Source organism: Streptomyces sp. NPDC001270 (assembly GCF_042896695.1).
Classification (GTDB): domain Bacteria; phylum Actinomycetota; class Actinomycetes; order Streptomycetales; family Streptomycetaceae; genus Streptomyces.
This window is the reverse complement of record NZ_JBIAXM010000055.1, coordinates 1-23522: the sequence shown is the minus strand read 5'-3', so window position 1 is coordinate 23522 and position 23522 is coordinate 1. Positions and strand designations below refer to the sequence as shown.

Annotated in this window: 18 protein-coding genes and 2 pseudogenes; 5 read left to right on the top strand and 15 right to left on the bottom strand. The window is 72.8% G+C overall.

Going from position 1 to position 23522, the window contains the following annotated elements:
* Window positions 1–65 precede the first annotated feature (65 nt).
* Entirely contained in the window at window positions 66–353 is a 288-nt protein-coding gene (rpsO, locus tag ACFY2B_RS43235; RefSeq protein WP_130444864.1) for a 30S ribosomal protein S15, read from the bottom strand.
* A gap of 350 nt (window positions 354–703) precedes the next feature.
* Here rpsO and ACFY2B_RS43230 point away from each other — a divergent pair, with 350 nt between their 5' ends.
* Both ACFY2B_RS43230 and ACFY2B_RS43225 read left to right on the top strand, forming a co-directional pair.
* Entirely contained in the window at window positions 704–997 is a 294-nt protein-coding gene (locus ACFY2B_RS43230; RefSeq protein ID WP_390768564.1) for a DUF397 domain-containing protein, read from the top strand.
* 695 nt (window positions 998–1692) lie between these two features.
* Window positions 1693–4989, top strand: a complete 3297-nt coding sequence (locus tag ACFY2B_RS43225; protein ID WP_390768563.1) for an SCO5717 family growth-regulating ATPase — start codon at window positions 1693–1695, stop codon at window positions 4987–4989.
* A 221-nt stretch (window positions 4990–5210) separates the two neighbouring features.
* On the opposite strand, the gene ACFY2B_RS43220 is transcribed toward ACFY2B_RS43225, so the two are convergent.
* From ACFY2B_RS43220 to rimP, 8 genes are all read right to left on the bottom strand, one after another.
* Window positions 5211–6158: a bifunctional riboflavin kinase/FAD synthetase gene (locus tag ACFY2B_RS43220; RefSeq protein ID WP_390768562.1), complete on the bottom strand. Its 948-nt coding sequence runs from the start codon at window positions 6156–6158 to the stop codon at window positions 5211–5213.
* Between the two features lie 583 nt (window positions 6159–6741).
* The gene (truB, locus tag ACFY2B_RS43215; RefSeq protein WP_390768561.1) at window positions 6742–7647 is read right to left on the bottom strand and encodes a tRNA pseudouridine(55) synthase TruB; all 906 of its coding nucleotides are present in this window, start codon (window positions 7645–7647) and stop codon (window positions 6742–6744) included.
* A complete protein-coding gene (gene rbfA / locus ACFY2B_RS43210; RefSeq protein ID WP_390768560.1) occupies window positions 7644–8096 on the bottom strand; it encodes a 30S ribosome-binding factor RbfA in 453 nt (150 codons plus the stop codon). Before rbfA ends, truB begins: the two co-directional genes overlap by 4 nt.
* Window positions 8097–8135: 39 nt before the next feature.
* The gene (locus ACFY2B_RS43205; RefSeq protein WP_376537829.1) at window positions 8136–8429 is read right to left on the bottom strand and encodes a DUF503 domain-containing protein; all 294 of its coding nucleotides are present in this window, start codon (window positions 8427–8429) and stop codon (window positions 8136–8138) included.
* A 237-nt stretch (window positions 8430–8666) separates the two neighbouring features.
* Window positions 8667–11789, bottom strand: coding sequence for a translation initiation factor IF-2 (gene infB, locus ACFY2B_RS43200; RefSeq protein WP_390768559.1), 3123 nt, complete (start codon window positions 11787–11789; stop codon window positions 8667–8669).
* A gap of 163 nt (window positions 11790–11952) precedes the next feature.
* Window positions 11953–12234, bottom strand: coding sequence for a YlxR family protein (locus ACFY2B_RS43195; protein WP_376537833.1), 282 nt, complete (start codon window positions 12232–12234; stop codon window positions 11953–11955).
* 138 nt (window positions 12235–12372) lie between these two features.
* Window positions 12373–13359 (bottom strand): transcription termination factor NusA, encoded by a 987-nt coding sequence (gene nusA, locus ACFY2B_RS43190; protein WP_390768558.1) that lies wholly within the window; start codon window positions 13357–13359, stop codon window positions 12373–12375.
* Window positions 13360–13361: 2 nt separating this feature from the next.
* A complete protein-coding gene (gene rimP / locus ACFY2B_RS43185; RefSeq protein WP_390768557.1) occupies window positions 13362–13967 on the bottom strand; it encodes a ribosome maturation factor RimP in 606 nt (201 codons plus the stop codon).
* A 195-nt stretch (window positions 13968–14162) separates the two neighbouring features.
* Between rimP and ACFY2B_RS43180 the strand changes: the two genes are divergently transcribed.
* From ACFY2B_RS43180 to ACFY2B_RS43170, 3 genes are all read left to right on the top strand, one after another.
* Complete coding sequence (locus ACFY2B_RS43180; protein WP_390768556.1) at window positions 14163–14690, top strand: hypothetical protein; 528 nt, start codon at window positions 14163–14165, stop codon at window positions 14688–14690.
* A 71-nt stretch (window positions 14691–14761) separates the two neighbouring features.
* Entirely contained in the window at window positions 14762–15262 is a 501-nt protein-coding gene (locus tag ACFY2B_RS43175; protein ID WP_390768555.1) for a ferritin-like domain-containing protein, read from the top strand.
* Window positions 15263–15395: 133 nt separating this feature from the next.
* Window positions 15396–16304, top strand: coding sequence for an aminoglycoside phosphotransferase family protein (locus ACFY2B_RS43170; protein ID WP_390768554.1), 909 nt, complete (start codon window positions 15396–15398; stop codon window positions 16302–16304).
* A gap of 456 nt (window positions 16305–16760) precedes the next feature.
* On the opposite strand, the gene ACFY2B_RS43165 is transcribed toward ACFY2B_RS43170, so the two are convergent.
* The 6 genes and pseudogenes from ACFY2B_RS43165 to ACFY2B_RS43140 form a co-directional block, all read right to left on the bottom strand.
* Window positions 16761–18464: a proline--tRNA ligase gene (locus tag ACFY2B_RS43165; RefSeq protein ID WP_390768553.1), complete on the bottom strand. Its 1704-nt coding sequence runs from the start codon at window positions 18462–18464 to the stop codon at window positions 16761–16763.
* 40 nt (window positions 18465–18504) lie between these two features.
* Window positions 18505–19074: a GNAT family N-acetyltransferase gene (locus ACFY2B_RS43160; protein ID WP_390768552.1), complete on the bottom strand. Its 570-nt coding sequence runs from the start codon at window positions 19072–19074 to the stop codon at window positions 18505–18507.
* Between the two features lie 250 nt (window positions 19075–19324).
* Window positions 19325–20170, bottom strand: coding sequence for a GNAT family N-acetyltransferase (locus ACFY2B_RS43155; RefSeq protein ID WP_390768551.1), 846 nt, complete (start codon window positions 20168–20170; stop codon window positions 19325–19327).
* Between the two features lie 98 nt (window positions 20171–20268).
* A complete protein-coding gene (locus ACFY2B_RS43150) occupies window positions 20269–21534 on the bottom strand; it encodes a discoidin domain-containing protein (RefSeq protein ID WP_390768550.1) in 1266 nt (421 codons plus the stop codon).
* Window positions 21535–22280: 746 nt separating this feature from the next.
* Window positions 22281–22910 (bottom strand): annotated as a pseudogene (locus ACFY2B_RS43145) (ALF repeat-containing protein); the annotation flags it as partial.
* Window positions 22911–23390: 480 nt separating this feature from the next.
* Window positions 23391–23522, bottom strand: a pseudogene (locus tag ACFY2B_RS43140) (4-hydroxy-3-methylbut-2-en-1-yl diphosphate synthase); the annotation flags it as partial.

Here is a 23522-nt window from a genome sequence, read left to right as displayed (position 1 = left end):
TTTCCGCACGTACACCAAAGGGAGCGGCCCCCGATCGTCCCGGGAACCGCTCCCTTCGCGGCGTCTTACTTGGCGCCCGCCGCACCGCGGCGGATGCCGAGGCGGTCGACCAGGGCGCGGAAGCGCTGGATGTCCTTCTTCGCCAGGTACTGCAGCAGGCGACGGCGCTGACCGACGAGGATCAGCAGACCGCGGCGGGAGTGGTGGTCGTGCTTGTGGGTCTTGAGGTGCTCGGTCAGGTCGGAGATCCGACGGGACAGCATGGCGACCTGGACCTCGGGGGAGCCGGTGTCGCCCTCCTTGGTACCGAACTCGGTGATGATCTGCTTCTTCGTAGCGGCGTCGAGCGGCACGCGTACTCCAATTGTCTGTATGTGCCCGCGAGTGCCCCCGGTCTTAGTCTCGGGGAAGCTTCCACAACTCGGAGGCGGGATCCGTCCGGCGCGGCCTCCAGGGCCCACGAAGGGCTCCAGGGGTGCGTACACAGACGGCCGTCACTCAGGGTACCAGGCACGTACGGGCACCCGTGCCCCGGTCCTGGAAGGCTCCGCGGACGACCGAGGGGGCCACTAGGGTGAACGCCCGGATCACCGGGTCACCGGACCGTCCGGAGCACCGATCGATGGAGCAGAGATCAGGGTGTACCCGGGCTTCCATGGTGCACCCGGATCAATGACGGACGTCGGGAAGGGGTCGCTGCGGCATGGCGGAGACGGCGGAGGAGATCAAGGCACGCAAGGAACGGGAGCGCGACGAGTTGTACGCGCTCGACATCTCGGGCGTCGAGTGGCTCAGCGCACCCGGTACGGAGGAACACGAGGAGCGGGTCGAGATCGCGTACCTGCCCGAAGGCGCGGTGGCCATGCGGTCGTCCCTCGACCCGGACACCGTGCTGCGGTACACGGAGGCGGAGTGGCGCGCGTTCGTGCTGGGCGCGCGGGACGGGGAGTTCGACCTGGATCCGGCGCCGCGGGACGGGGCGCCCACGACGGAGTGAGCCGGGCACGCGCGCGTAGGGGCACGTAGCGGCACGTAGGGGTCGGCACGCCGGCTAGTCCCCGCACTGCCTTTCCCTACGTGCGCGTGTCGCCCCCGTAGGGGTCAGGTCGCTCACGCCTCGTCGCCTCCCGTCGTACCGCGCCTTCTCGCCTCGTGCCGCCGGTGGCGACGCCCCCCACCGGATGCCATCTCTGCCGCCGCCGGAACCACCCATGTGCCCGGCGTGCGACCGGGGTTCGTCCCGTTGGACTTGGACACGGAGACGGCGGCTTGGACACGGAGACGGCGGCAAGGCGTTCTTCTCATCTCATCCGGGTCGCCCCGCGCGGTTCGTCAATCCCCTTACGGGGCACCCCGATTCGGGCCCGCGAATATCACTCCGCACGCCGTTCCGTCGCGCTTGTTCATGTTTGTCGCCCGGATTGTTCACCGATACGCGGACTGTGTACGGCACTTCAGGGCAGGGTGTGACGGAGTGGGCGCAGGCTCAGGGGTGGACGGGCCTGCCGGGGTGGGGGCGTCGGTGATTAGGCTGGGAGTGGGCGTGCTGCCGGTACCCGTGGACGGGACGTCGGCGCCTCAGGGGGAGGGCCGGTGGATCGGACTACCTCGAACGACAACGGACGACTGAGAACGACACGAGATGGTCGCCCACGGCACGGCGCGAGGGTGCTCGACCAAGCAGGAGGAACTGTGAGCAGCGATCGGGACGGGATCCGCGGGGGCTGGGCCACACCCGGCGATGACCAGCCCGACGCGGAATCGGCCTTCGAGACGACCGGCGAATTCACCATCGACTACGCACCGCCCGCCTGGTACACGCAGAACGCGGCGGAAACGGGAGGACCGTCCGGGTCCGGGGAACCCGAGTCCTTCGGGTCGCCCGGGGCATCCGGGGCGTCCCGTTCGTCGGAGGTGTCAGGGAGTTCGGAGCAGGCGGGTGGGGCCCCGGGCCCCGGCGCCGCTCCTTCCCCGCTCCCGAGGCATGCGCCGTTCCCGCCCGGTGCGCCGATTCCGGGTCTGGCTCCGCCGCCGCACGCGCGGCCCGCCGGAGCCTCAACTCCCGGAACTCCCGCGCCCGGAGCGCCCTTCACGCCGCCTCCGCCCGCGCCCGGAGCACCGTTCACCCCGCCTCCGGCTCCGCCTGTACCCGGTGCGCCGTTCACGCCGCCGGCCCCGGCGCCAGGTGCGCCGTTCACGCCGCCCGCTCCGACGACCGGACCGGGGGCACCGTTCACGCCGCCCGTGGCTCCCGCCGGGAGTCCCGTCGCGGTGCCGAAGCTGCCCGTGGGCAGCGGGTTCGAGCCGCAGCAGCAACCACCGGCGCAGCCGGAGAACGATCCCGCCTCGCCCACGGCCGTGCCGAACATTCCCGCCGGGGGATTCCAGCAGTGGTCGGCGTCCACGACCGCGGCGCCCACGGCCGCGGCGCCCGCCGTCGCTGACGCCGACGAGGAGCAGCCGGACAACGGCGACCTGGAGAGCGGCGACACGGTGCGGTTCTCCTCGGTCGCGCTGCGGCGTGAGATCGCGGAGATCGCCGAGGACGCGAGGCGGCTGGCCGCGGTCGGCCGGGCGGAGCCCGAGCCGGACGACGGCGCCGAGCCCGCGCCGGGTGCCGGTGCGGAGGCGCCGGCGGCCACCAGGGCGACGACCGACGAGGACGAGCCGACCGAGGATACGGCGGACGAGGCCGTGGCAGCGGTGCATGCGACCTCCGCGCCGGATGCCGACGCCGATGCCGAGGACACGTACGCCGACGAATACGACGACTACGACGACAGCCACGACTCCGTGACCGGTGACGTCGGCCCCGACGACGACCCCCAGGACCCGTGGTCCGAGAACGACTCGGTGACCGAGGCCGGGGCCGAAGCCCCGGCCGGGGAAGAGAAGCCGGGTTCGCGTGTCGCGTTCGCCACGGCGGACGAGGACGAGGACGAGGACGCGAGCACGGACACCGACGCCGTCGCGGAGTCGGACACCGGTCCGCTTACGGATACGGACGGTACGGATACAGACGGTACAGACAGTACGGACGACACGGATTCGGACCCGGATCTCGTGCAGGACGCGGCGCCGCAGGACGCGGTACCGACGCCGCCGTCCGCGCCGCAGGCTCCCTTCCCGGCCACCGCTCCGGCACCCCAGGGCGCCGTACCCACCGCTCCCCCGGCGCCCCAGGACGCCCCGCCCGCCTGGCCGCCCGTGCCGGCGCCGCAGGGCGGGCTGCCGCCCCTGCCGCCCTCGTACCAGCCCGCCGCGCCCGCGCCCGCCGCCCAGTGGCCGGTGCAGCCCGCGCCCGGCCAGGGGCCCCCGCAGCCGCCCGCCGCCGAGGCCCCGGCGGACCAGCCGCCGCAGCCGCCGGCCTTCCAGCCGCAGGCTCCGCAGCCCGCGCCCGCCGCCTGGAACCAGCCCGCCCCGCAGCCCGGCCAGCCGTACGCGGCCGGCGCTCCGGCGGCCCCTCAGGCCCCGGCACCCAACCCGCCACAGGGCGGCTACGGCTTCCCGCAGCCCGGAGTCCCGGCGCCCCAGGCACCGTACGGTCCGACGCCCGCCGATCCCGCGGCGCGCACTGGGCAGCCCCAGGCCGCGGGGGTCCCCGAACAGCCCCAGGCCGGCTACGGCTTCCCGCACCCGTCCACCGACCCCAACCCGCCTGCCCAGTCCGGCGGTTACGGCTTCCCGCAGGCCCCCGCGCACCCCGGGCAGGCAGGCCGGCAGCCCGTCGATCCCCGGACCGGCGCCGCCTGGCCGCAGCCGGTGCAGCACGACCAGCGGCAGCCCACCAACCCCGGTGCCGCGCCGCTCGGTTACACCGCGGCCGTGGAACTCTCCTCCGACCGGCTGCTCAACAACAAGCGGCAGAAGGCCAAGAGCGGCCGGACGGCCGCCGCGCCCTCCCGGTTCAAGATCGGCGGGAAGAAGGAGGAAGCGGAGCGGCAGCGGAAGCTGGAGCTGATCCGCACCCCCGTGCTGTCCTGCTACCGGATCGCGGTGATCAGTCTCAAGGGCGGCGTGGGCAAGACGACCACGACGACCGCTCTCGGCGCCACCCTCGCCAGCGAGCGGCAGGACAAGATCCTCGCGATCGACGCCAACCCGGACGCCGGTACACTCGGCCGCCGGGTCCGCCGCGAGACCGGGGCGACCATCCGCGACCTCGTCCAGGCGATCCCGTACCTCAACTCGTACATGGACATCCGGCGCTTCACCTCGCAGGCGCCGTCCGGCCTGGAGATCATCGCCAACGACGTCGACCCGGCCGTCTCCACGACCTTCAACGACGACGACTACCGGCGCGCGATCGACGTGCTCGGCAGGCAGTACCCGGTCATCCTCACCGACTCGGGCACCGGGCTGCTGTACAGCGCGATGCGTGGGGTGCTCGACCTCGCCGACCAGCTCATCATCGTTTCCACGCCTTCCGTGGACGGTGCGAGCAGCGCCAGCACCACCCTGGACTGGCTCTCCGCGCACGGGTACTCGGACCTGGTCGCACGATCCATCACGGTGATCTCCGGAGTGCGCGAGACCGGCAAGATGATCAAGGTCGAGGACATCGTGGCGCACTTCGAGACCCGGTGCCGCGGCGTGATCGTGGTGCCCTTCGACGAGCACCTGGCCGCCGGTGCGGAGGTCGACCTCGACATGATGCGGCCGAAGGTGCGCGAGGCGTACTTCAATCTCGCCGCCACGGTGGCCGAGGACTTCACCCGGCACCAGCAGGCGCACGGCCTGTGGACCAGCGACGGCAACCCGCCGCCGGTGGCCGCCCCGCCCATGCCGGGCCAGCCCTACCAGCAGGTCCCGGGGCAGTACCCGTACCCGCAGCAGGGCCAGCCCTACGCCCAGCCCGCCGCGGCCCAGCCGCCCTATCCGCAGCAGCCGGGACAGCAGTCGTACCCGCAGCCCGGACATCCGCAAGCCGGATACCCGCAGCCGGGTCAGCAGCAGGCGCAGCCTCCGCAGGCACCGCCCCAGCAGTAGGGCCCGAAGCGGCAGTACGAGGAAGAGGAAGACGCAGTACAGGAACGCCGAAGGGCGGCCGGTGCCTCACCGCACCGGCCGCCCTTCGGCGTCGTATTCGCTTCGTGGCCGCTTCCAGTCGCTCCTCGGTCGCTTCCTTCGCTTCCCAGTCGCTTCCCGGTGGCCGCGGTCCTCGCGCACGGCCCACGGCGGGCCGCGGGGCGGCTACGGGCCGACTGCGGCTACTCGTCCGCCGCGATCAGTTCCCGGCAGCGCTTCACGTCGTCGGCCATCTGCTCCAGCAGGGCCTCGAGCGAGTCGAACTTCGCCTGCCCGCGCACATACGCCAGGAAGTCCACCGCGACGTGCAGCCCGTACAGGTCGAGGCCCACGCGGTCGATGGCGTACGCCTCCACCGTGCGCTCCGTGCCGTCGAACTGCGGGTTGGTGCCGACGGAGATGGCCGCCGGCATGATCTCGCCCTGGGCGTGCAGATAACCGGCGTACACGCCGTCGGCCGGGATCGCGGTGTGCGGCAGGGTTTCGACGTTGGCAGTCGGGTAGCCCAGCTCGCGACCGCGCTGGGCGCCGCGGACCACCACGCCCTCGACGCGGTGCGGGCGGCCCAGGATCTCGCGGGCGCCCGCCACGTCGCCCTCGGCGACCAGGCGCCGGGTGAGGGTCGAGGAGAACGGCTCGCCGCCGCCCGCCGCACCGGTCACGTACAGGTCGACGACCTCGACGTCGAAGTCGTAGACCGCACCCTGCTCGGCGAGGAACTCGACGTTGCCGGCCGCGCGGTGGCCGAAGCGGAAGTTCGGGCCCTCGACGACCGCCCTGGCGTGCAACTTGTCGACCAGGACCTTCACGACGAACTCGGCGGGCGAGAGCTTGGAGAACTCGGTGGTGAAGGGCAGGATCAGGACCGCGTCCACGCCCAGCTCCGTCATCAGCTCGGCCCGGCGGTGGTGCGGGGCCAGCAGCGGGGGGTGGCTGCCCGGGCGGACCACCTCGCTGGGGTGCGGGTCGAAGGTCACCACAACGGAGGGGACGCCCAGCTGGCGGGCGCGGTCCACGGCGTGCCTGATGATCAGCTGGTGGCCACGGTGGACTCCGTCGTAGGAACCGATGGTGACGACGCTGCGCCCCCAGTCCTCGGGGATGTCCTCCAAGCCACGCCAGCGCTGCACTGTGACCGCTCCTCGAACCCGTGTCCGTATCTACCTGACCTCTTGCGCAGGTCTAAGGGTGCCATGCCGGGTGCCCCTGGCCCGCATCGGTGGGGGTGCTGTGACCGGGCGCACGTGCGGACCGTTCACCCGGAGCGGGGACCCTGACCACCGAGGGTACGGAATCCGTCCCACCCGGGGACGCGCACGCCCGCCGGACTGCCGAGCCTCCGGCGCGTACTCGGCCCCACCGCGGCGGCCCGTTCCTCCGGGGTCCCCGGCGAGCCGACGGGCCATCAGCGCGGCGCGGCCGGGAACCCGCCGGCCCAGGTCGGGCGGGCCACGGCCGAAGCGGGCCGCGCCGTCGAGGGCGCGGATCAGGAGCCGGCCGCAGCGGCACCGCGCGGCCGACGTCGTCCGGGACGCGCCCACGTGCCGAAAGCGCCCCCTTCCGCTCCCCTGGTCACTCCGAGCGCCTGCCCGGCCGGGTGAATGGGCGGGGACGGCTGGACAACCCTAGAGGTGGGGGAACCGAGGGGGGACCGTGGAGCGGCGGCAGTCGAGCACCCCGTGCTCCGCCGCTCCACGGAACAGCGCAGGCCGGTCAGCCGAACACGGCCAGGCTCTTCGCCTTCCCCTGCTGGTCCTCGACGAGCGCGAGGAAACGGCCCTCGGGATCGAAGACCGCGACGGGGCCGGTGGCCGCGTACACGTCGGGCATCTCCAGCCGTACGCCGTTGAGGAGCAGCCGGGCCCGCTTGGCGTCCACGTCCCAGCGGGTGAAGGCGGCGGCGGCCGCCTCGGCGACCGGCATCACGGTCAGTTCCTGCTGGAGCTGGTCCAGGGTGCGTGCCGCGTCCAGTTTGTACGGTCCGACACGGGTGCGGCGCAGCGCGGTGAGGTGGCCGCCGACGCCGAGGTCGGCGCCCAGGTCGCGGGCGAGGGCACGGATGTAGGTGCCGGAGGAGCAGACGACCGAGACCACGAGGTCGCGCACCGGGGTGCCGTCCGCGGCGGCGGCCTCCCGGACGTCGTACACCGTGAAGGAGGAGATGGTGACCGGCCGGGCGGGGATCTCGAAGTCCTCGCCCTCCCGGGCCCGTTTGTAGGACCGCACTCCGTCGATCTTGATGGCGCTGACCTTGGACGGCACCTGCATGATGTCGCCGGTCAGTTTGGCGATGCCGGCGTCGATGGCGTCGCGGGTGACGGCGGCGGCGCTGGTGGCGGCGATGATCTCGCCCTCGGCGTCGTCGGTGAGGGTGCTCTGGCCGAGCCGGATGGTGCCCAGGTACTCCTTCTCCGTCAGGGCCAGGTGCCCGAGGAGCTTTGTCGCCTTCTCGACGCCGAGGACGAGTACACCGGTCGCCATCGGGTCGAGGGTGCCGGCGTGCCCGACGCGGCGCGTGCGCGCGATGCCGCGCATCTTGGCGACCACGTCGTGCGAAGTGAAGCCCGACGGCTTGTCGACGATGACGAGGCCGTCGGGCGTGGTGTGCTTGCTGGTCATGCTCCGGCGTCGCCCGTTTCGTCGTCCGATCCGGGCTTGCGGTAGGGGTCCGCTTCACCGGCGTAGGCCGCGCCCGCGGACGCCTCGCGCACCTGCGCGTCGGAGGCGCGCGCCCGGTCGAGGAGATCCTCGATGTTCCGGGCGTTGTCCGGCAGGGCGTCCGCGACGAAGGTGAGGGTCGGCGTGAACTTCACGCCGGCGGCGCGGCCGACCTCGGAGCGCAGGATGCCCTTGGCGCTCTCCAGTCCGGCCGCGGCGGACTTCCGCTCCTCCTCGTCGCCGTACACCGTGTAGAAGACGGTCGCCTCCCGCAGGTCCCCGGTGACCCGGGTGTCCGTGATGGTGACATGCGTGCCGAGCCGCGGGTCCTTGATCCCGCGCTGCAGCTTCTGGGCCACCACCTCTCGGATGAGGTCCGCCAGCCTTTTCGCCCGCGCGTTGTCGGCCACTGCTCCGTCTCCCGTTCTTTCTTCTTCTGCGTTCTGTGGTCAGTCGTCGTCGCCGTGGAACTGCCGCCGGACGGACAGCAGTTCCACTTCGGGGCGGCCGGCGACCAGCCGTTCGCACCGGTCGAGTACGTCGCTCAGGTGCCCCGCGTCGCCGGAGACCAGCGCGAGGCCGATCCCGGCCCGGCGGTGGAGGTCCTGGTGGTCCACCTCGGCCGCGCTCACCGCGTACTTCCGCTGCAGTTCGGCGACGATCGGGCGGACGACGGAGCGCTTCTCCTTCAGCGACCGTACGTCGCCGAGGAGGAGGTCGAAGGACAGCGTCCCCACGTACATGTGTGTATCCGGATGACCCGCCGGTACGGGATCGATGGCCCTGCCATCGGGATCGGCAGGGACATCAAGAACGGTACCGCGTGCCTGCCGGTGGCTCGACGGGGTTTCCGGGGCACCGTGTGCGGCGGGCAGGCCCGAGGCTCCGCCCCCGGCCCCCGGAAACCCCGGTCAGCCGGAAAAGGGGCACTGACCGGCGGGACCAGAGTCCCGCCGGTCAGTTTCAGAACCTGTCGGTCCTTACACCCGCGGCTTCTCCCGCATCTCGTACGTCGCGATGACGTCGTCGATCTTGATGTCGTTGAAGTTGCCGAGGTTGATACCGCCCTCGAACCCTTCGCGGATCTCGGTGACGTCGTCCTTGAAGCGGCGCAGGCCGTCGATGGTGAGGTTCTCCGCGACGACCTTGCCGTCGCGCAGCAGGCGGGCCTTGGTGTTCCGCCTGACCTCGCCGGACCTGATGAGCACACCGGCGATGTTGCCCAGCTTGGACGACTTGAAGACCTCGCGGATCTCCGCCGTACCCAGCTCGACCTCTTCGAACTCCGGCTTGAGCATGCCCTTGAGGGCCGCCTCGATCTCCTCGATCGCCTGGTAGATGACCGAGTAGTACCGGACGTCCACGCCTTCGCGCTCGGCCATCTGCTGCGCACGGCCCGCCGCGCGCACGTTGAAGCCGATCACGATGGCGTCGGAGCCCATCGCCAGGTCGATGTCGGACTCCGTGACCGCACCGACACCACGGTGCAGGACGCGGATGTCGACCTCTTCGCCGACGTCCAGCTGGAGCAGCGAGGACTCCAGTGCCTCGACGGAGCCGGAGGCGTCGCCCTTGATGATCAGGTTCAGCTGCTGGACCTCGCCGGCCTTCAGCACCTTGTCCAGATCCTCCAGGGACACGCGGCGCGTGCGCTTCGCGAAGGCCGCGTTGCGCTCGCGAGCGGCGCGCTTCTCCGCGATCTGGCGGGCCGTACGGTCCTCCTCGACCACGATGAAGTTGTCACCGGCACCCGGCACGTTGGTCAGACCGAGCACCTGGACCGGCGTGGACGGACCCGCCTCGGCGACGTTGTTGCCGTTGTCGTCGAGCATGGCCCGCACGCGGCCGTAGGCGTCGCCGACGACCATCGTGTCGCCGACCCGCAGGGTGCCGCGCTGGACCAGGACCGTGGCGACGGCGCCACGGCCGCGGTCGAGCCGCGACTCGATCGAGATGCCCTGCGCGTCCTGGTGCGGGTTGGCCCGCAGGTCCAGGGCGGCGTCGGCGGTCAGGACGACCGCTTCCAGCAGGCTGTCGATGTGCAGGCCCTGCTTGGCGGAGATGTCGACGAACATGGTCTCGCCGCCGTACTCCTCGGCCACCAGGCCGTACTCGGTCAGCTGACCGCGCACCTTGGTCGGGTCCGCGCCCTCGACGTCGATCTTGTTGACCGCGACCACGATCGGCACGTCGGCCGCCTTGGCGTGGTTCAGGGCCTCGACGGTCTGCGGCATCACACCGTCGTTGGCCGCGACCACGAGGATCGCGATGTCCGTCGACTTCGCACCGCGGGCACGCATGGCGGTGAACGCCTCGTGACCCGGGGTGTCGATGAAGGTGATCGCCCGCTCGTCGCCGTTGACCTCGGTCGCGACCTGGTAGGCACCGATGTGCTGGGTGATGCCGCCGGCCTCGCCCGCGATGACGTTCGTCTTGCGGATGGCGTCGAGGAGGCGGGTCTTGCCGTGGTCGACGTGACCCATGACGGTGACGACCGGCGGACGGACGACCAGGTCGTCCTCCGAGCCCTCGTCCTCGCCGAACTCGATGTCGAAGGACTCCAGGAGCTCGCGGTCCTCCTCCTCGGGGCTGACGATCTGAACCGTGTAGTTCATCTCGCCGGCGAGGAGTTGCAGGGTCTCGTCGGAGACGGACTGGGTCGCGGTGACCATCTCGCCGAGGTTCATCATGACCGCGACGAGCGACGCCGGGTTGGCGTTGATCTTCTCCGCGAAGTCGGTGAGCGACGCGCCACGGGAGAGACGGATGGTCTCGCCGCCGCCGCGCGGCAGCATCACGCCGCCGACGCTCGGGGCCTGCATCGCCTCGTACTCCTGGCGCCGCTGCCGCTTCGACTTGCGACCACGACGCGCCGGACCGCCGGGACGGCCGAAGGCGCCCTGCGTGCCACCACGGCCACCGGGACCACCGGGACGACCGCCGAAGCCGGGACGACCGCCACCGCCGCCGCCGAAGCCGCCACCGCCGCCGCCACCACCGGGACGACCGGCGAAGCCGCCGCCGCCACCACCGGGACGACCGCCGCCGCCACCGCCGCCGGGACGACCGGCGAAGCCGCCGCCGCCACCGGGACGACCGCCGCCGCCACCGGGACGACCGGCACCGGCCGGACCGCGGCCACCGGGACCGCCGCCACCCGGACGCGGACCGGCAGCGGGACGCTGCGGCATCATGCCGGGATTCGGACGCGGACCGCCGGGACCGCCGCCGCCGGGACGCGGACCGCCCTGCGGGCGCGGCATGCCGGACGGGGAGGGCCGGCCGGAGGAACCGGAGTGGCCACCGGGAGCCTGCGGACGCGGACCGCCGCCCTGGGCGCCGGGCGCCTGCGGGCGAGGGGAACCGCCGGGACCGCCGGGACCCGGGCGCGAGCCCTGCGGCCGGGGCGCCTGCGGGCGCGCCATGCCGGTGGAACCGCCGGACGTGAAGGGGTTGTTGCCCGGTCGCGGACCGGCCGGACGGGCACCGGGACGCTGACCCTGGCCGCCGGGGCGCGGGGCGCCCTGGCCCGGACGGGACTGGCCCTGGCCGGACGCACCCGGACGACCGCCGGGCTTGGGGCCACCGGGACGGGCGCCGGGACGCGGTCCCTGGGCGGCCGGGGACGGCGCCGGGGCCGACGGCGGAGCGGTGAACTCCGGCGTGGTGGGTGCCGTCGGGGCCGGACGAGGCGCGGGCTTGGGGCCCGGCCGCGGGCCGGAGGCCGGCGTGGTGGGTGCCGGCGTGGTGGGTGCCGCCGAGGCCGCGGGGGCCGCGGGCTGCTGGGCCACGGGAGGCCGGGGGGCGGCCGGCTTCGGGGCAGCCGGGCGCTCTCCCACTGCCTTGGCGGCGGGGGAGGCACCGGCGGCCTGTGCCGGGGCCGGCGCTGCGGGCTTGGGGGCCGCCTTGCGCGGGGCGGGCTTGGCGGCGGACCTGCCGTTGCCGCCGCCCTGGAAGGCGTCAGTCAGCTTGCGTACTACGGGCGCCTCGATCGTCGAGGACGCCGAACGGACGAATTCACCGAGTTCCTGGAGCTTGGCCATGACGACCTTGCTCTCCACACCGAACTCCTTGGCGAGTTCGTAGACCCGGACCTTAGCCACTTCGCTCCTTTGAGGTCCGGGTTGCGGCCGGACCGTCGCTAGTTCATGGGCGTACTCATCGCGTACTCATCGAGTGCTCATCGCAATCTCGACCTACTTCCGACTCGCGAGGTACCTGACCGCACGGGGTTCCGTGCGGCGCGTCTTTCCCTACCGTGTTGCCTCAGCAACTGTGTGTCTGCTCGACGTACCGGCGCAACGCCATTACGTCGAGCGGTCCCGGGACGCGCAACGCCCGTGGGAACGCCCGGCGGCGCACCGCCTGATCGAGACAGACCGGGACGGGGTGTACATAAGCACCCCGGCCGGGCAGCGTACCGCGAGGGTCGGGGACACACGCGTCCCCGGCCACCACGATGCGCAACAGTTCGATCTTGGCCGCTCGCTGCCTGCACCCCACACAGGTGCGCTCAGGGCATGCGCGGGCTCGCGTCCGGCCAGACACTGCTAAGTCTACCTCCCCGCACCGACCTCACCCCTTCGAGGGGAAGATCGAACGGTTGTTGTCGTGATCCAAGCCACCGGTGACTCGGATCTATTCCCGCCGTCCGGGTGACTGCCGCCCGGACGGCGGCTCTCGCGGCTACTCGGACGGCTGCTCGGTGTCCGGACGGATGTCGATCCGCCAGCCCGTGAGCCGGGCGGCGAGCCGGGCGTTCTGGCCTTCCTTGCCGATCGCCAGCGACAGCTGGTAGTCGGGCACGGTCACCCGGGCGGACCGGGCCGCCAGATCCACGACCTCCACCTTGGACACCCGCGCGGGTGACAGCGCGTTCGCCACCATCTCCGCCGGGTCGTCCGACCAGTCGACGATGTCGATCTTCTCGCCGTTCAGCTCGCCCATCACATTGCGCACCCGGCCGCCCATCGGGCCGATGCAGGCGCCCTTGGCGTTCAGGCCCGAACGGGTGGAGCGGACCGCGATCTTGGTGCGGTGACCGGCCTCCCGGGCGATCGCGGCGATCTCCACGGAGCCGTCGGCGATCTCCGGCACCTCCAGCGCGAAGAGTTTCTTCACCAGATTGGGATGTGTGCGCGAGAGGGTGACCGACGGGCCCCGCACGCCCTTCGCCACCCGGACGACGTACGAGCGCAGCCGCATGCCGTGCGGATACGTCTCGCCGGGCACCTGCTCCTGCACCGGCAGGATGGCCTCCAGCCGGCCGATGTCGACGAGCACGTTCTTCGGGTCGCGGCCCTGCTGCACCACGCCGGTGACGATGTCGCCCTCGCGGCCGGCGTACTCGCCGAGCGTCGCGTCGTCCTCGGCGTCGCGCAGCCGTTGCAGGATGACCTGCTTGGCGGTGGTGGCGGCGATACGGCCGAACCCGGACGGGGTGTCGTCGAACTCCCGGGGCTCCTGGCCCTCTTCCAGGTCCTCGGGGTCCTCCTTCGCCCACACGGTCACGTGCCCGGTCTGCCGGTTGAGCTCCACGCGCGCGTGCCGGCGGCTTCCCTCGGTCCGGTGGTAGGCGATGAGGAGGGCCGACTCGATCGCCTCGACCAGCAGGTCGAAGGAGATCTCCTTCTCCCGTACCAAGCCCCGCAGGGCGCTCATGTCGATGTCCACGGCTACGCCTCCTCTTCCTTCTTGTCGTTCGTGTGGTCCGCGTGGTCCGCGTGGTCCGTGTCGGACAGGTCGTCCGCGTCGTCCAGGTCGTCGGCGTCGTGCGCGGCGGGCTTCGCCCGGGACGTGTCGGTGTCCTTGCGGTTGAACTCCACCTGCACGCGCGCCTTGGCGATGTCCGGGAAGGCCAGCTTGCGCGTGGTGGCCTTGCGGCCCTTCACGCCGGGCACTTCGAGGTCGAGGCCCGCCTCGTCCACGGCGCGGATCCGCGCCACCAGGTCGCCGCCCTCGTGGAGCTGGAACTTCACCAGACGGTCGGTGGCGCGTACGAAGTGGCGGTACTCGGTCAGGGCACGCTCCGCTCCCGGGGTGCCCACCTCCAGGTCGTAGGCGCCCGCGCCCATCGCGTCCGTCTCGTCGAGCTTCGCCGAGAGCGCGCGGCTCACATCGGCGATCCGGTCCAGATCGGCACCGGCGTCGGAATCGACGACGACCCGCAGCACTCGCTTGCGTCCCACGGTGTCCACCGCGACCTCTTCGAGATCGAGTCCCTGTGAGGCGACGAGCGGTTCCAGCAGTTCCCGCAGCCTCTCGCTCTGGGTGGTGCTCATCCGGGTGACTCCTCGGCCGCGTGTGCTGTTGTGGGATGGGTCGCGCGTCTGGTCAAAGGGTATCCGGTCGCGGGGGGTGTTGCCGTCCACCTGCGCACGAGCGGTGCCGATGGCCGGTGCCCGGCGGACACGCGGGTACGGTGATCACGAGCGTGCCCCCCTTCTCGTCGTACGAGTTCCCCGAGGTCGTCTGCCGTGCCCCTCTCCCCGTCGTCGCGCGCCCTTCCGGGGCCGCGGAGAAGAACCCTGCTCGCCTCCGCTGCCGGAACGGTCCTGCTCGTGGGCTGCTCCGGTGGGAACGGGGATTCCGGCACCGCCGGCGGCAGCCGGCCGGCCGACGAACGGGCACGCGCGCGTGCCGCCCGGGACAGCCGGGAGCTGGCGGCGCGGTACGACGCCGTGCTCGCCGCCCATCCGGACCTCGCGCGGCGGCTGCGGCCGCTGCGGGCGGAGGTGGCGGCGCACGCGAAGGCGTTCGAGGCGGGGGCGACGGGCCCGGCGCCGTCCGCGTCCCCGACAACCGCCGGATCCGCGGCCCCGGCAGCCGCGGTCCCGACGGACCGTACGAAGGCGCTGGCGGCGCTCGCCACCGCCGAACGCGACCTCGCCGACCGGCGGTCCGAGGCCCTGCTGGAGGTCCCGGGTGAGCTGGCGCGGCTGCTGGCCTCGGTGGCGGCGGCCGGGGCGGCGCACGCGTATCTGCTGACGGACGGCGGCAAGTGAACGGAACGGCCGACCGGGACGACCGGACGGACGCGCCCGGCTCGCCGGGCAGCGCGGGAGGAGGGCGCCGAGTGAGCGGCGCGAAGGACGGCGGGCTGCCGGCATTGCAGGCGGCGCTGGCCGCCGAACACGCGGCCGTGTACGGGTACGGGGTGGTCGGCGGCCGGATCGCCACGGGACGGCGTGCGGAGGCGCAGGCGGCGTACGACGCGCACCGGGCACGGCGGGACGCGCTGGAGCGCGAGGTGCGTGACCGGGGCGCCCAGCCGGTCGCGGCGAGCGCCGCCTACGCGCTGCCGTTCCCGGTGCCGGACTCGGCCGCGGCGATACGGCTCGCCGCCGAGTTGGAGGAGCGGGTCGCCGGGGTCTACTCGGACCTGGTGCGGGCGGTCTCGGGCGAGCGGCGCGGCACGGCCGCGCTGGCGCTGCGGGAGGCCGCGGTGCGGGCGGTGCGCTGGCGCGGGGAGAGCGTAGCCTTCCCTGGTCTCGCCGAACGGGCCGGCCCGAGCGCGCCGGCCGGGACGGACCCGGCGTCGGCCCCGGCAGCGGCCTCGGCGACACGGACGCCGTAGCCCCCGGAGCCGGCGGACGGCGATACGTACGGGTGGACGGACGGACCGTGCGGACGGACGGACAGTCTGTACGGCCGTACGTACGGACCGAGTGCGGCGCAGGCTCGTACAGCAGGAAAGGAACGACTCGCGCATGGCTTTCGAATCGCCGCGGCGCCTGGCGCGTGCGCTCGGTGAGACGGCACCGGACGGTGGCGACTGGCTGGAGAAACTGCCCGAGGCGGTCCGGCAGGCGGCCGCGCTGCGCGAGTTGACCGTGGAACGGGTGCAGGTGCCGGGCGGGCGCAGCAGCCTGGTCGTGCTGGTGCGGCGGGCCGACGGGTCACCGGCGGTGCTGAAGCTGGCGCCGCGCCGGGCCCGGCCGGAGAGCGAGAGGGCGGCGCTCGCGCACTGGGACGGTCGGGGTGCCGTCCAGCTCCTTGAGCCCTTTCTGGTCGAGGGCGAGCTGCTGCTGGAGCGGCTGCACCCGGATCTGTCGGTGCGTTCGCTGCCGGAGGCGAGGGCGTTGCTGGAGGCGGCGGGGACGCTGCGCCGGCTGTGGGTGGAGCCGCCCGGCGGGGAGGCGGCGCATCCGTTCGAGACGGTGGCCGAGCGGACCGGCCGGCAGGCGGTGGCGATGCGGGCCGGGGCCAGGGCGGACGCCGAGCTGGCGCCGCTGGTCGACGCGGCACTCGCGGTCCGCGAGGAGCTGCTCGCCGCGCCGCCCGAGCACCGGCTGCTGCACGGCACGTTCCGGCAGAGCAAGGTGCTGGCCGGGGAGCGGATGCCGTGGCTCGCGGTCGGGCCGGACCCGGTGGTCGGCGAGTGCGCCTTCGACCTGGCCCGGCTGGTCCGGGACCGGGTGGAGGACCTGATCGCGTCGTCCTCCGGGTCGGCGACCACCCGGCGCCGGGTGAAGCGGCTCGCCGAGGCACTGGACGTGGACCAGGAGCGCCTGCGCGGCTGGACGCTGTTCCGGGCGGTGGAGTCCGGGGTACGGGCCCACCGCGTCGGACGCGGCCAGGACGCCGAACTTCTCCTGGAGTTCGCGAGCTGGCTCTAGGGACGTGCGGGTTCCGCCGGCCCCGGGCGGTCCGCCGACCGGCGCATGTCACGGCGTCGGTCCGGTGTCACGTCGTCGGTCCGGTGTCACCGGAGCCATCGGGTGCCACCACGGCAGTGAAGACAGTGACCGGCGCCTTCGGGGGTCGGGTGACCGGCGCCTCCGGCGGTCCGCCGATCGGCCCGTAGCCCCGGCCGCCCGTCGGCCGGTCGGCCCATCGGTCGTACAACGCCGTCCGGGGGCCGCTCGCTGCCCATGACCGACCGTCGCTCAGGCCGGTCGCCGCCGGGTCAGGCCGATCGCCGCCGCCCAAGGCGTCGCCGCCGCCCAGGCCGGTCGCGCCCAGGCCCGCCCGGTGACAAGGTGACGTCCGCTGCGCGGGGGCGGCGCCCGGTGGGTGGGGCATGCCGCCGCCCGTGCGGGCGGCGGCGCGTCACTGCCCCGCCGGTGGCGCGCTCAGCGGGAGGTCAGCCGGGTGATCGCCGCGTCGATCGTCAGTTCCTCGCGCTCTCCGGTCCTGCGGTCCTTCAGTTCCAGGACGCCGTCACCCGCGCGGCGGCCCGCCACCAGGATCTTCGGCACGCCGATCAGCTCGGAGTCCGTGAACTTCACGCCCGGGGAGACCCCGGCCCGGTCGTCGACCAGGACCCGCAGGCCCGCGGCGGCCAGCCGCTCGGAGACGTCGAGGGCCACCTCGGTCTGCAGGGCCTTGCCCGCGGCCACCACGTGCACGTCCGCCGGGGCGACCTCCGCGGGCCAGCACAGGCCCTGCTCGTCGGCGCTCTGCTCGGCGAGGGCGGCGACCGCGCGGGAGACGCCGACGCCGTAGGAACCCATGGTCACCCGGACCGGCTTGCCGTTCTGGCCGAGGACGTCGAGCTTGAGGGCGTCGGCGTACTTGCGGCCGAGCTGGAAGATGTGGCCGATCTCGATGGCGCGGTCCAGTTTGAGGCCGGTGCCGCAGTTCGGGCAGGGGTCGCCCTCCCGCACCACCACGACGTCGACGTACTGGTCCACCTCGAAGTCACGGCCGACGACCACGTTCCTGGCGTGCGTGTGCTCCTTGTTGGCACCCGTGATCCACGCCGTGCCCGGCGCCACGCGCGGGTCGGCGAGGTAGCTGACCTTCTCCAGGCCCTGCGGCCCGACGTAGCCGCGCACCAGGTCGGGGCGGTCCGCGAAGTCCTCGGCGGTGACCAACTCGACCACGGCCGGGGCGAAGTGCGCCTCGACCTTGTCCATGTCGACCTCGCGGTCGCCCGGCACACCCACGGCGACGATCTCGCCGTCCACCTTCACCAGGAGGTTCTTCAGGGTGGCCGAGGCCGGGACGCCGAGGGAGGCGGCCAGGGTCTCGATGGTCGGGGTGTCCGGGGTGGGGATCTCCTCCAGCGCGGGCGCCAAGGAGCCGTCCACCGGCTTGAGTTCGTAGGTGATCGCCTCGGTGTTGGCGGCGAAGTCGCAGTTCGGGCAGTCCGCGAAGGTGTCCTCGCCGGCCTCGGCCGGGGCCAGGAACTCCTCGGACTTGGAGCCGCCCATGGCACCGGCGGTGGCCGCGCAGATCCGGTAGTCGAGGCCGAGGCGCTCGAAGATCCGCTGGTACGCCTGCCGGTGCAGGGCGTAGGACCGGCCGAGGCCCTCGTCCTCCAGGTCGAAGGAGTACGAGTCCTTCATCAGGAACTCGCGGCCGCGCAGGATGCCCGCGCGGGGCCGGGCCTCGTCCCGGTACTTGCTCTGGATCTGGTAGAGGATGACCGGCAGGTCCTTGTAGGAGGACACCTGGTCCTTCACCAGCAGGGTGAAGATCTCCTCGTGGGTCGGGCCGAGCAGGTAGTCGCCGCCCTTGCGGTCCTGGAGGCGGAACAGCTCGGGGCCGTACTCCTCCCAGCGGCCGGTCGCCTCGTACGGCTCCCGGGGCAGCAGTGCGGGCAGCAGCACCTCCTGGGCACCGATCGCGTCCATCTCCTCGCGGACGATGCGCTCCACGTTGGCGAGCACCCGCCTGCCGAGCGGCAGCCAGGACCACACGCCGGCGGCGGTACGGCGCACGTAGCCGGCGCGGACGAGCAGCTTGTGGCTGAGGACCTCGGCGTCCGCCGGGTCGTCGCGCAGCGTCTTGGCCATCAACTGCGACATGCGCTGGACCGGTGCGTTCGCCATCTTCTCGTACTCCTGCCGGATAAGGGTGATGGCTAGGAGGTTAGCCGGGCGGTCGCCGCGGCCGGAAATCCATTCGCGGACGGCGGCGGCGCAGCGGCAGCGGGGCGCCCATGACCGCGTACGGCCTGGGGGCACTGGGGAACATGACCTGGCGGGCCAGATCCTGGTAGCCGAGGGAGTGGTAGAGGCCGCGGGCCGGGCTGTCGGTGTCGATCGCGGAGAGGATCGACCGGGGTTCGGCGGCCGTGTCGGTGATGCCGGTGATCAGGGCGCGGCCGATGCCCCGGTTCTGGTGGTACGGGTGGACGTGCAGCTCGGTGATCACGAAGGAGCCGTCGAGCCAGCCGTCGTGGCCCTGCGCCCGCAGGTACGGCTCCACGACGGTGGACCACCAGTGGGTGCGGTCGTTGGGCATGCCGTACACGAACCCGACGAGCGCACCCGCGACGGTCGCGCCGAGGGCCCTCGCCCCGGGGTAGGTCATGTGGCGCAGGACGATGTGGCGGCGTACGGCGACCTCGTCGGCGTCGAGCCCGAAGGCGATGGCCTGGACGGCCAGGGCCTCGTCGACGCGTGCGGAGAGGTCCAGGGGGCCGATCACGAGGTCCATGGCCGGAGCCTACAGGGGGGGTTCGGTTGTCCGTGGGGCGCGGGATCGGTATGTGGTCACGCGCGCCACGGCCCGCACACGACGGCTTGGCCCCCCTCGGCCCGTGCGTGCTCCACCGCCCGGTCACCCGTGTGTGATCCTCCGCGCACCGTCCGCGTCCGGCGGACCCGTCGCGCAGTGGGCGGCCCGCACCCGACCGGTTCACGGCACTCGCCGGCCAGGCGGCCCGGCCGCCCCGCCCCGGCCCCGCTCAGAAGAGGATGCTCATGAACTCCCCGGTCTCCTGGAAGCCCACCCGGAGGTAGGTCCGCCTGGCCGGGGTGTTGAAGTCGTTGACGTACAGGCTCACCACGGGGGCCACGTCCGACAGCGCGTAGCGCAGGACCGCCGCCATGCCGGGGGCCGCGAGGCCCCGCCCCCGGTATTCGGGGGCCACCCACACGCCCTGGATCTGGCAGGCCCGGTCGGTGGCCGCGCCGATCTCCGCCTTGAACACGACCCTGCCGTCGTCGATCCGGGCGAAGGACCGGCCGGAGGCGACGAGTTCGGCGACCCGGGCCTGGTAGAGCAGTCCGCCGTCGCCCGCCAGCGGGGAGACGCCGACCTCCTCGGTGAACATCGCCACGCAGGCCGGCATGATCGTCTCCATCTCGTCTCTGCGGATGCGGCGGACCGCGGGATCCGGGGCGATGGCGACGGGCATGCGGTCGGTGACCATGAGCGGCTGGCGGGCGCGGACCTCGCGGGCCGGACCCCAGTGCGGTTCGAGCAGGCGCCACAGCGCGGCGGTGGGTCCGGCGGGGCCGACGATGGAGGAGCAGCGGCGGCCGGCCCGGCGGGCGCGGTCGGCGAAGGCGCGCACGGCCCGCGGGGTGGCGCAGATCGGGACCAGGTTGGCGCCCGCGTAGCACAGGGACGTCAGCATGCCGTCCTCGTACCAGCCCCACATCTCCCCGCCGAGCCGCCACGGATCGAGGCCGGCGACCTGTACGCGCGACGCCACAAAGGCGTTCGCGACAGGCTCGCGGTCGAGGACGGCGAGCGCGGCGTCCAGGTCGCTCGGTTCGAGCACCCGTGAGGTGGTCTGGGTCAACACGTGCGGGGCCTCACCCTGGGGGTTCTGCTGATCTCCGCACTGTACCCGCCGATTTTGTGCCGCGCCGCCCCACGGGGGCGACGCGGTGGAGCGGCCGGTCAGCCGTGGCCGGTGGGGTGGCCGTGGCCGACCTGGATCTCGTCGATGCGCAGTTGCCGGTAGAACGCGGGCACGGTCTCGGCGGACCAGGTGGTGGAGACGTCGACGGTGAGGTAGCGGGCGCGCAGGCCGTCCGGCAGGTCGATGAAACGGATTCCGCGGGCGCTCTCCAGCACCCCGGCCCGCACCTCACGCCAGGTGCTGCCGTCGTCACTCACGGACACCGTGTAGTCCTTGATCCGCGCGGAGTCCTCCTTGCGGCCGAAGGTCTCCCGGTTGTACGTGGGCGACCACTCGCGCTGCTGGACGCCCAGGGAGTCGACCGGGCGGACCCGTCCGAGGTCGAGGGTGTAACGCGCGGGCAGTACGCCCTTGTTGTCGGTGTAGGTGGTGAAGTCGCCGTCGGTGAGCGCGGGTTCGCTCGCCCGTACGCTGCCGGCCGGATAGCCGCCCTCGCGGTGCGGCGCCGTGCGCACCTTGAAGACGGTGTCGTACGGGTCCCAGTCGGTGATCCCCCGCACGGTGAGGGTGCCGTCGCGCTGGTCGAAGTGGAGGCGTTCGCCGGTGCGCAGGTCGGTGACGCCCTCGACGCGGTAGCCGTTGTCGCGGATGCGGACCTGGTCACCGGTGGTGGGACGGGTGGTGACGTGGACGTACTGGGTGGTGTCGGGGTGGTCGCGGCTGACGGTGAGGTAGCCGTACGCGCCGTCGTTCCAGCTGCCCGGCTGCATGCCGCCGTACATGAAGCCGCCGCCCTGGACGCCGTGCAGGGACTCCCAGATGGGCGGGAGGTAGTCCTTCATAAGGTCGAGGAACTTCTCCTGCTGCGCCGGGAAGCGGCCGTCGACCATGGCGGTGAAGTCCATGAGGGAGCGGACGGAGTTGCCCGCGTTGGCGATGTAGCGGTCGACGTTGAGGCCGGTCGAGACGGGGCGGTCCTGGCCGTCGTACCACCAGCTGCCGGTGTCGGGGACCTTGCAGCAGGACTCGGTCAGGCGCGGCAGCGGGGTCCAGATCGCCGACGGCTGGTCGTACGGCGGGGTCATCCCGGTCTTCTGCTCGTGGGACACCATGTCCATGATCGGGGTGTCCTCGTTGTTGTTGCTCAGCGTCATGTCGGGGCGCAGTCGGCGGATCTGCCCGTAGACCTCGTGGTGCTGGCACCAGCGTCCCGGGTTCTCCAGGGCGTCGCAGCCGAGGATTCCGCACCGGTACAGCTCGGCGGGGGTGGTGCCCTGCTGTTCCGCGGCCTCCTTCTGGGCCACGGCCTGGCGGCGTCGTTCCTCCTCTTCCGCACGGTATTTCCTGGTCGCGACGACGAGTGCGTCGTTCGCGGCGGCCAGTGCCTCGGCGGCGCTCTTTCCGGCGCGTTCCGCCGAGGACTTGGCCTGGGCCGCGGACGCCCACGCCTGGTCCGCCGAGCTCTGGGCGAGTTCCGAGGACAGGATGGCGTCGCTGGCCGAGACGGCCGCCTGGCGGGCCGACGCCTCGGCCCGGTCCGCGGCGACGCGGACTGGCCGGCGGCGATCGCCGCCTTCTCCGCGCCCTTCGCGGCGTTGTCCGCGGTCACGGCCGCCTTGCGCGCCGCGTCCGCCTTGGTGGCGTCGGTGGCCCGCGGCAGCGGCGGCGTTGCGCGCGTCGGCGGCCGCGTTGGACGCACCGACCGCCGCTGCCGCCGCCTGCGCCGCGGCACTGGCCGCGATGCGCGCGGACCTGCCGGCCGCGTTGGCGGCGGAGATGGCCCGCTGTGCGGCCTTCGCCGCCCCGGAGGCGGCGCTCGCCGCGCGGTTGGCGACCCGGGCGGCGTCGGCGGCGTCGTCCTGGGTGGCCTCCGCCTCCGCCTCGGCCTTCTGCGCCGCTTCCTTCGCCTGCTCGGCGGCTTCGACCGCCTCGGCGGAAGCGGCCTGCGCGGCCTTGGTCTCCGCGTCGGCCAGCTTGCCGCCTGCTCGGCCTGGGTCGCGAGTTCCGCGACGATGGCGTACTCCTCGTCGCGGCTGCGTGCGACGAACTGTCCCACCTCAAGGAATTCGCGGACGTCGTCGATGGTCCCGCTGAGCGCGAGTCGGCCGGCGGCGCGTACCTGGGTGCCTCCGGCGGCGATGATCTGCGTCGTCAGGACCCGGTCGTCCTGTTCCTGGGCCTCGTTCTGCCCCGTCTCCAGGAACGCCTGGATGTCCTCGGGGGTGCCGTTGAGCGCGGCCCGGCCACGGGTCTGGACCTCGGGGCCGCCGACGTCGATGGCACGGGCGACCAGCACCCGCTGGTCCTGCTGGACGGGCTCCTGCCGGCCGGTCTTCAGGAAACCGACGAGGTCTTCCTCGGATCCGGTCAGTGCCTGGCGTACCGCGGCGAGGGTGTTCTCCCCGCCCACGTCCGCCAGTTGGGCCGCCTCGACCCGGTAGTCCTGTAGCGCCACGTCGCCGTAGGCCGTCAGGAACGAGACGACGTCCTGGTCGCTGCCGGCGAGAGCGGCTTCCGCGGCGGATCTCACGCCGGTGCCGCCGGTGGTCCACAGGTCCACCACCTGCTGACGGTGGGTCAGATGGATGGGCTCGACGGCCGCGTCGGGCACCTCTTCGGCCGCTGCCCGGGGCACGACGAGCAAACCGGCGAGGACGGCCGTGGCCGTCAGGAACGACATGCGTCTGCCTGCCGGTCTCCCTCTGCGGAAGACCTGGCACCGTTTCACGTTCATCTCACCCTCTTGCTGTCGGAGAAGGCGGACCGCACCCGTCGGATCGGATGCGGACCGGGGCGGAGCACGGGGCACGATGACTGCGCGTGCGGCCCGAGGACCGCGCCGCGCGTTCCGTCACCGTGCCGGAGCCAGAAGTGCACGCGAGATTTCCTGATGGGGAACGGCCTATTTGGCAAGAACATGACAAGTCACGGAGGACCCGGACCCGCCCCGGACCGGCCGGTCACATGACTACGGACCGGCCGGGAGTCCTCCCGGGCCGGTCCGTACGGGCAGCGCGTGCCCGCGACCACCTGCTCCGAACGCACCACACCGTGTCGCCGGCCGCGGTGAGCCCGCGGCGGACGGCAGTCGGCGGGCACATCCGCGGTGGTCGCCCGGAGGGCCGGATCCTCGTCCGGCTCCCGGGCGTTGCGGTCGCGGTCAGCCGGCGACCGACACCGACGGCTCGCCGGAGGCCGCGCCCTCGGCCTCCATCTGCTCGGCGAGCTTCATCGCCTCTTCGATCAGCGTCTCCACGATCTTCGACTCGGGAACCGTCTTGATCACCTCACC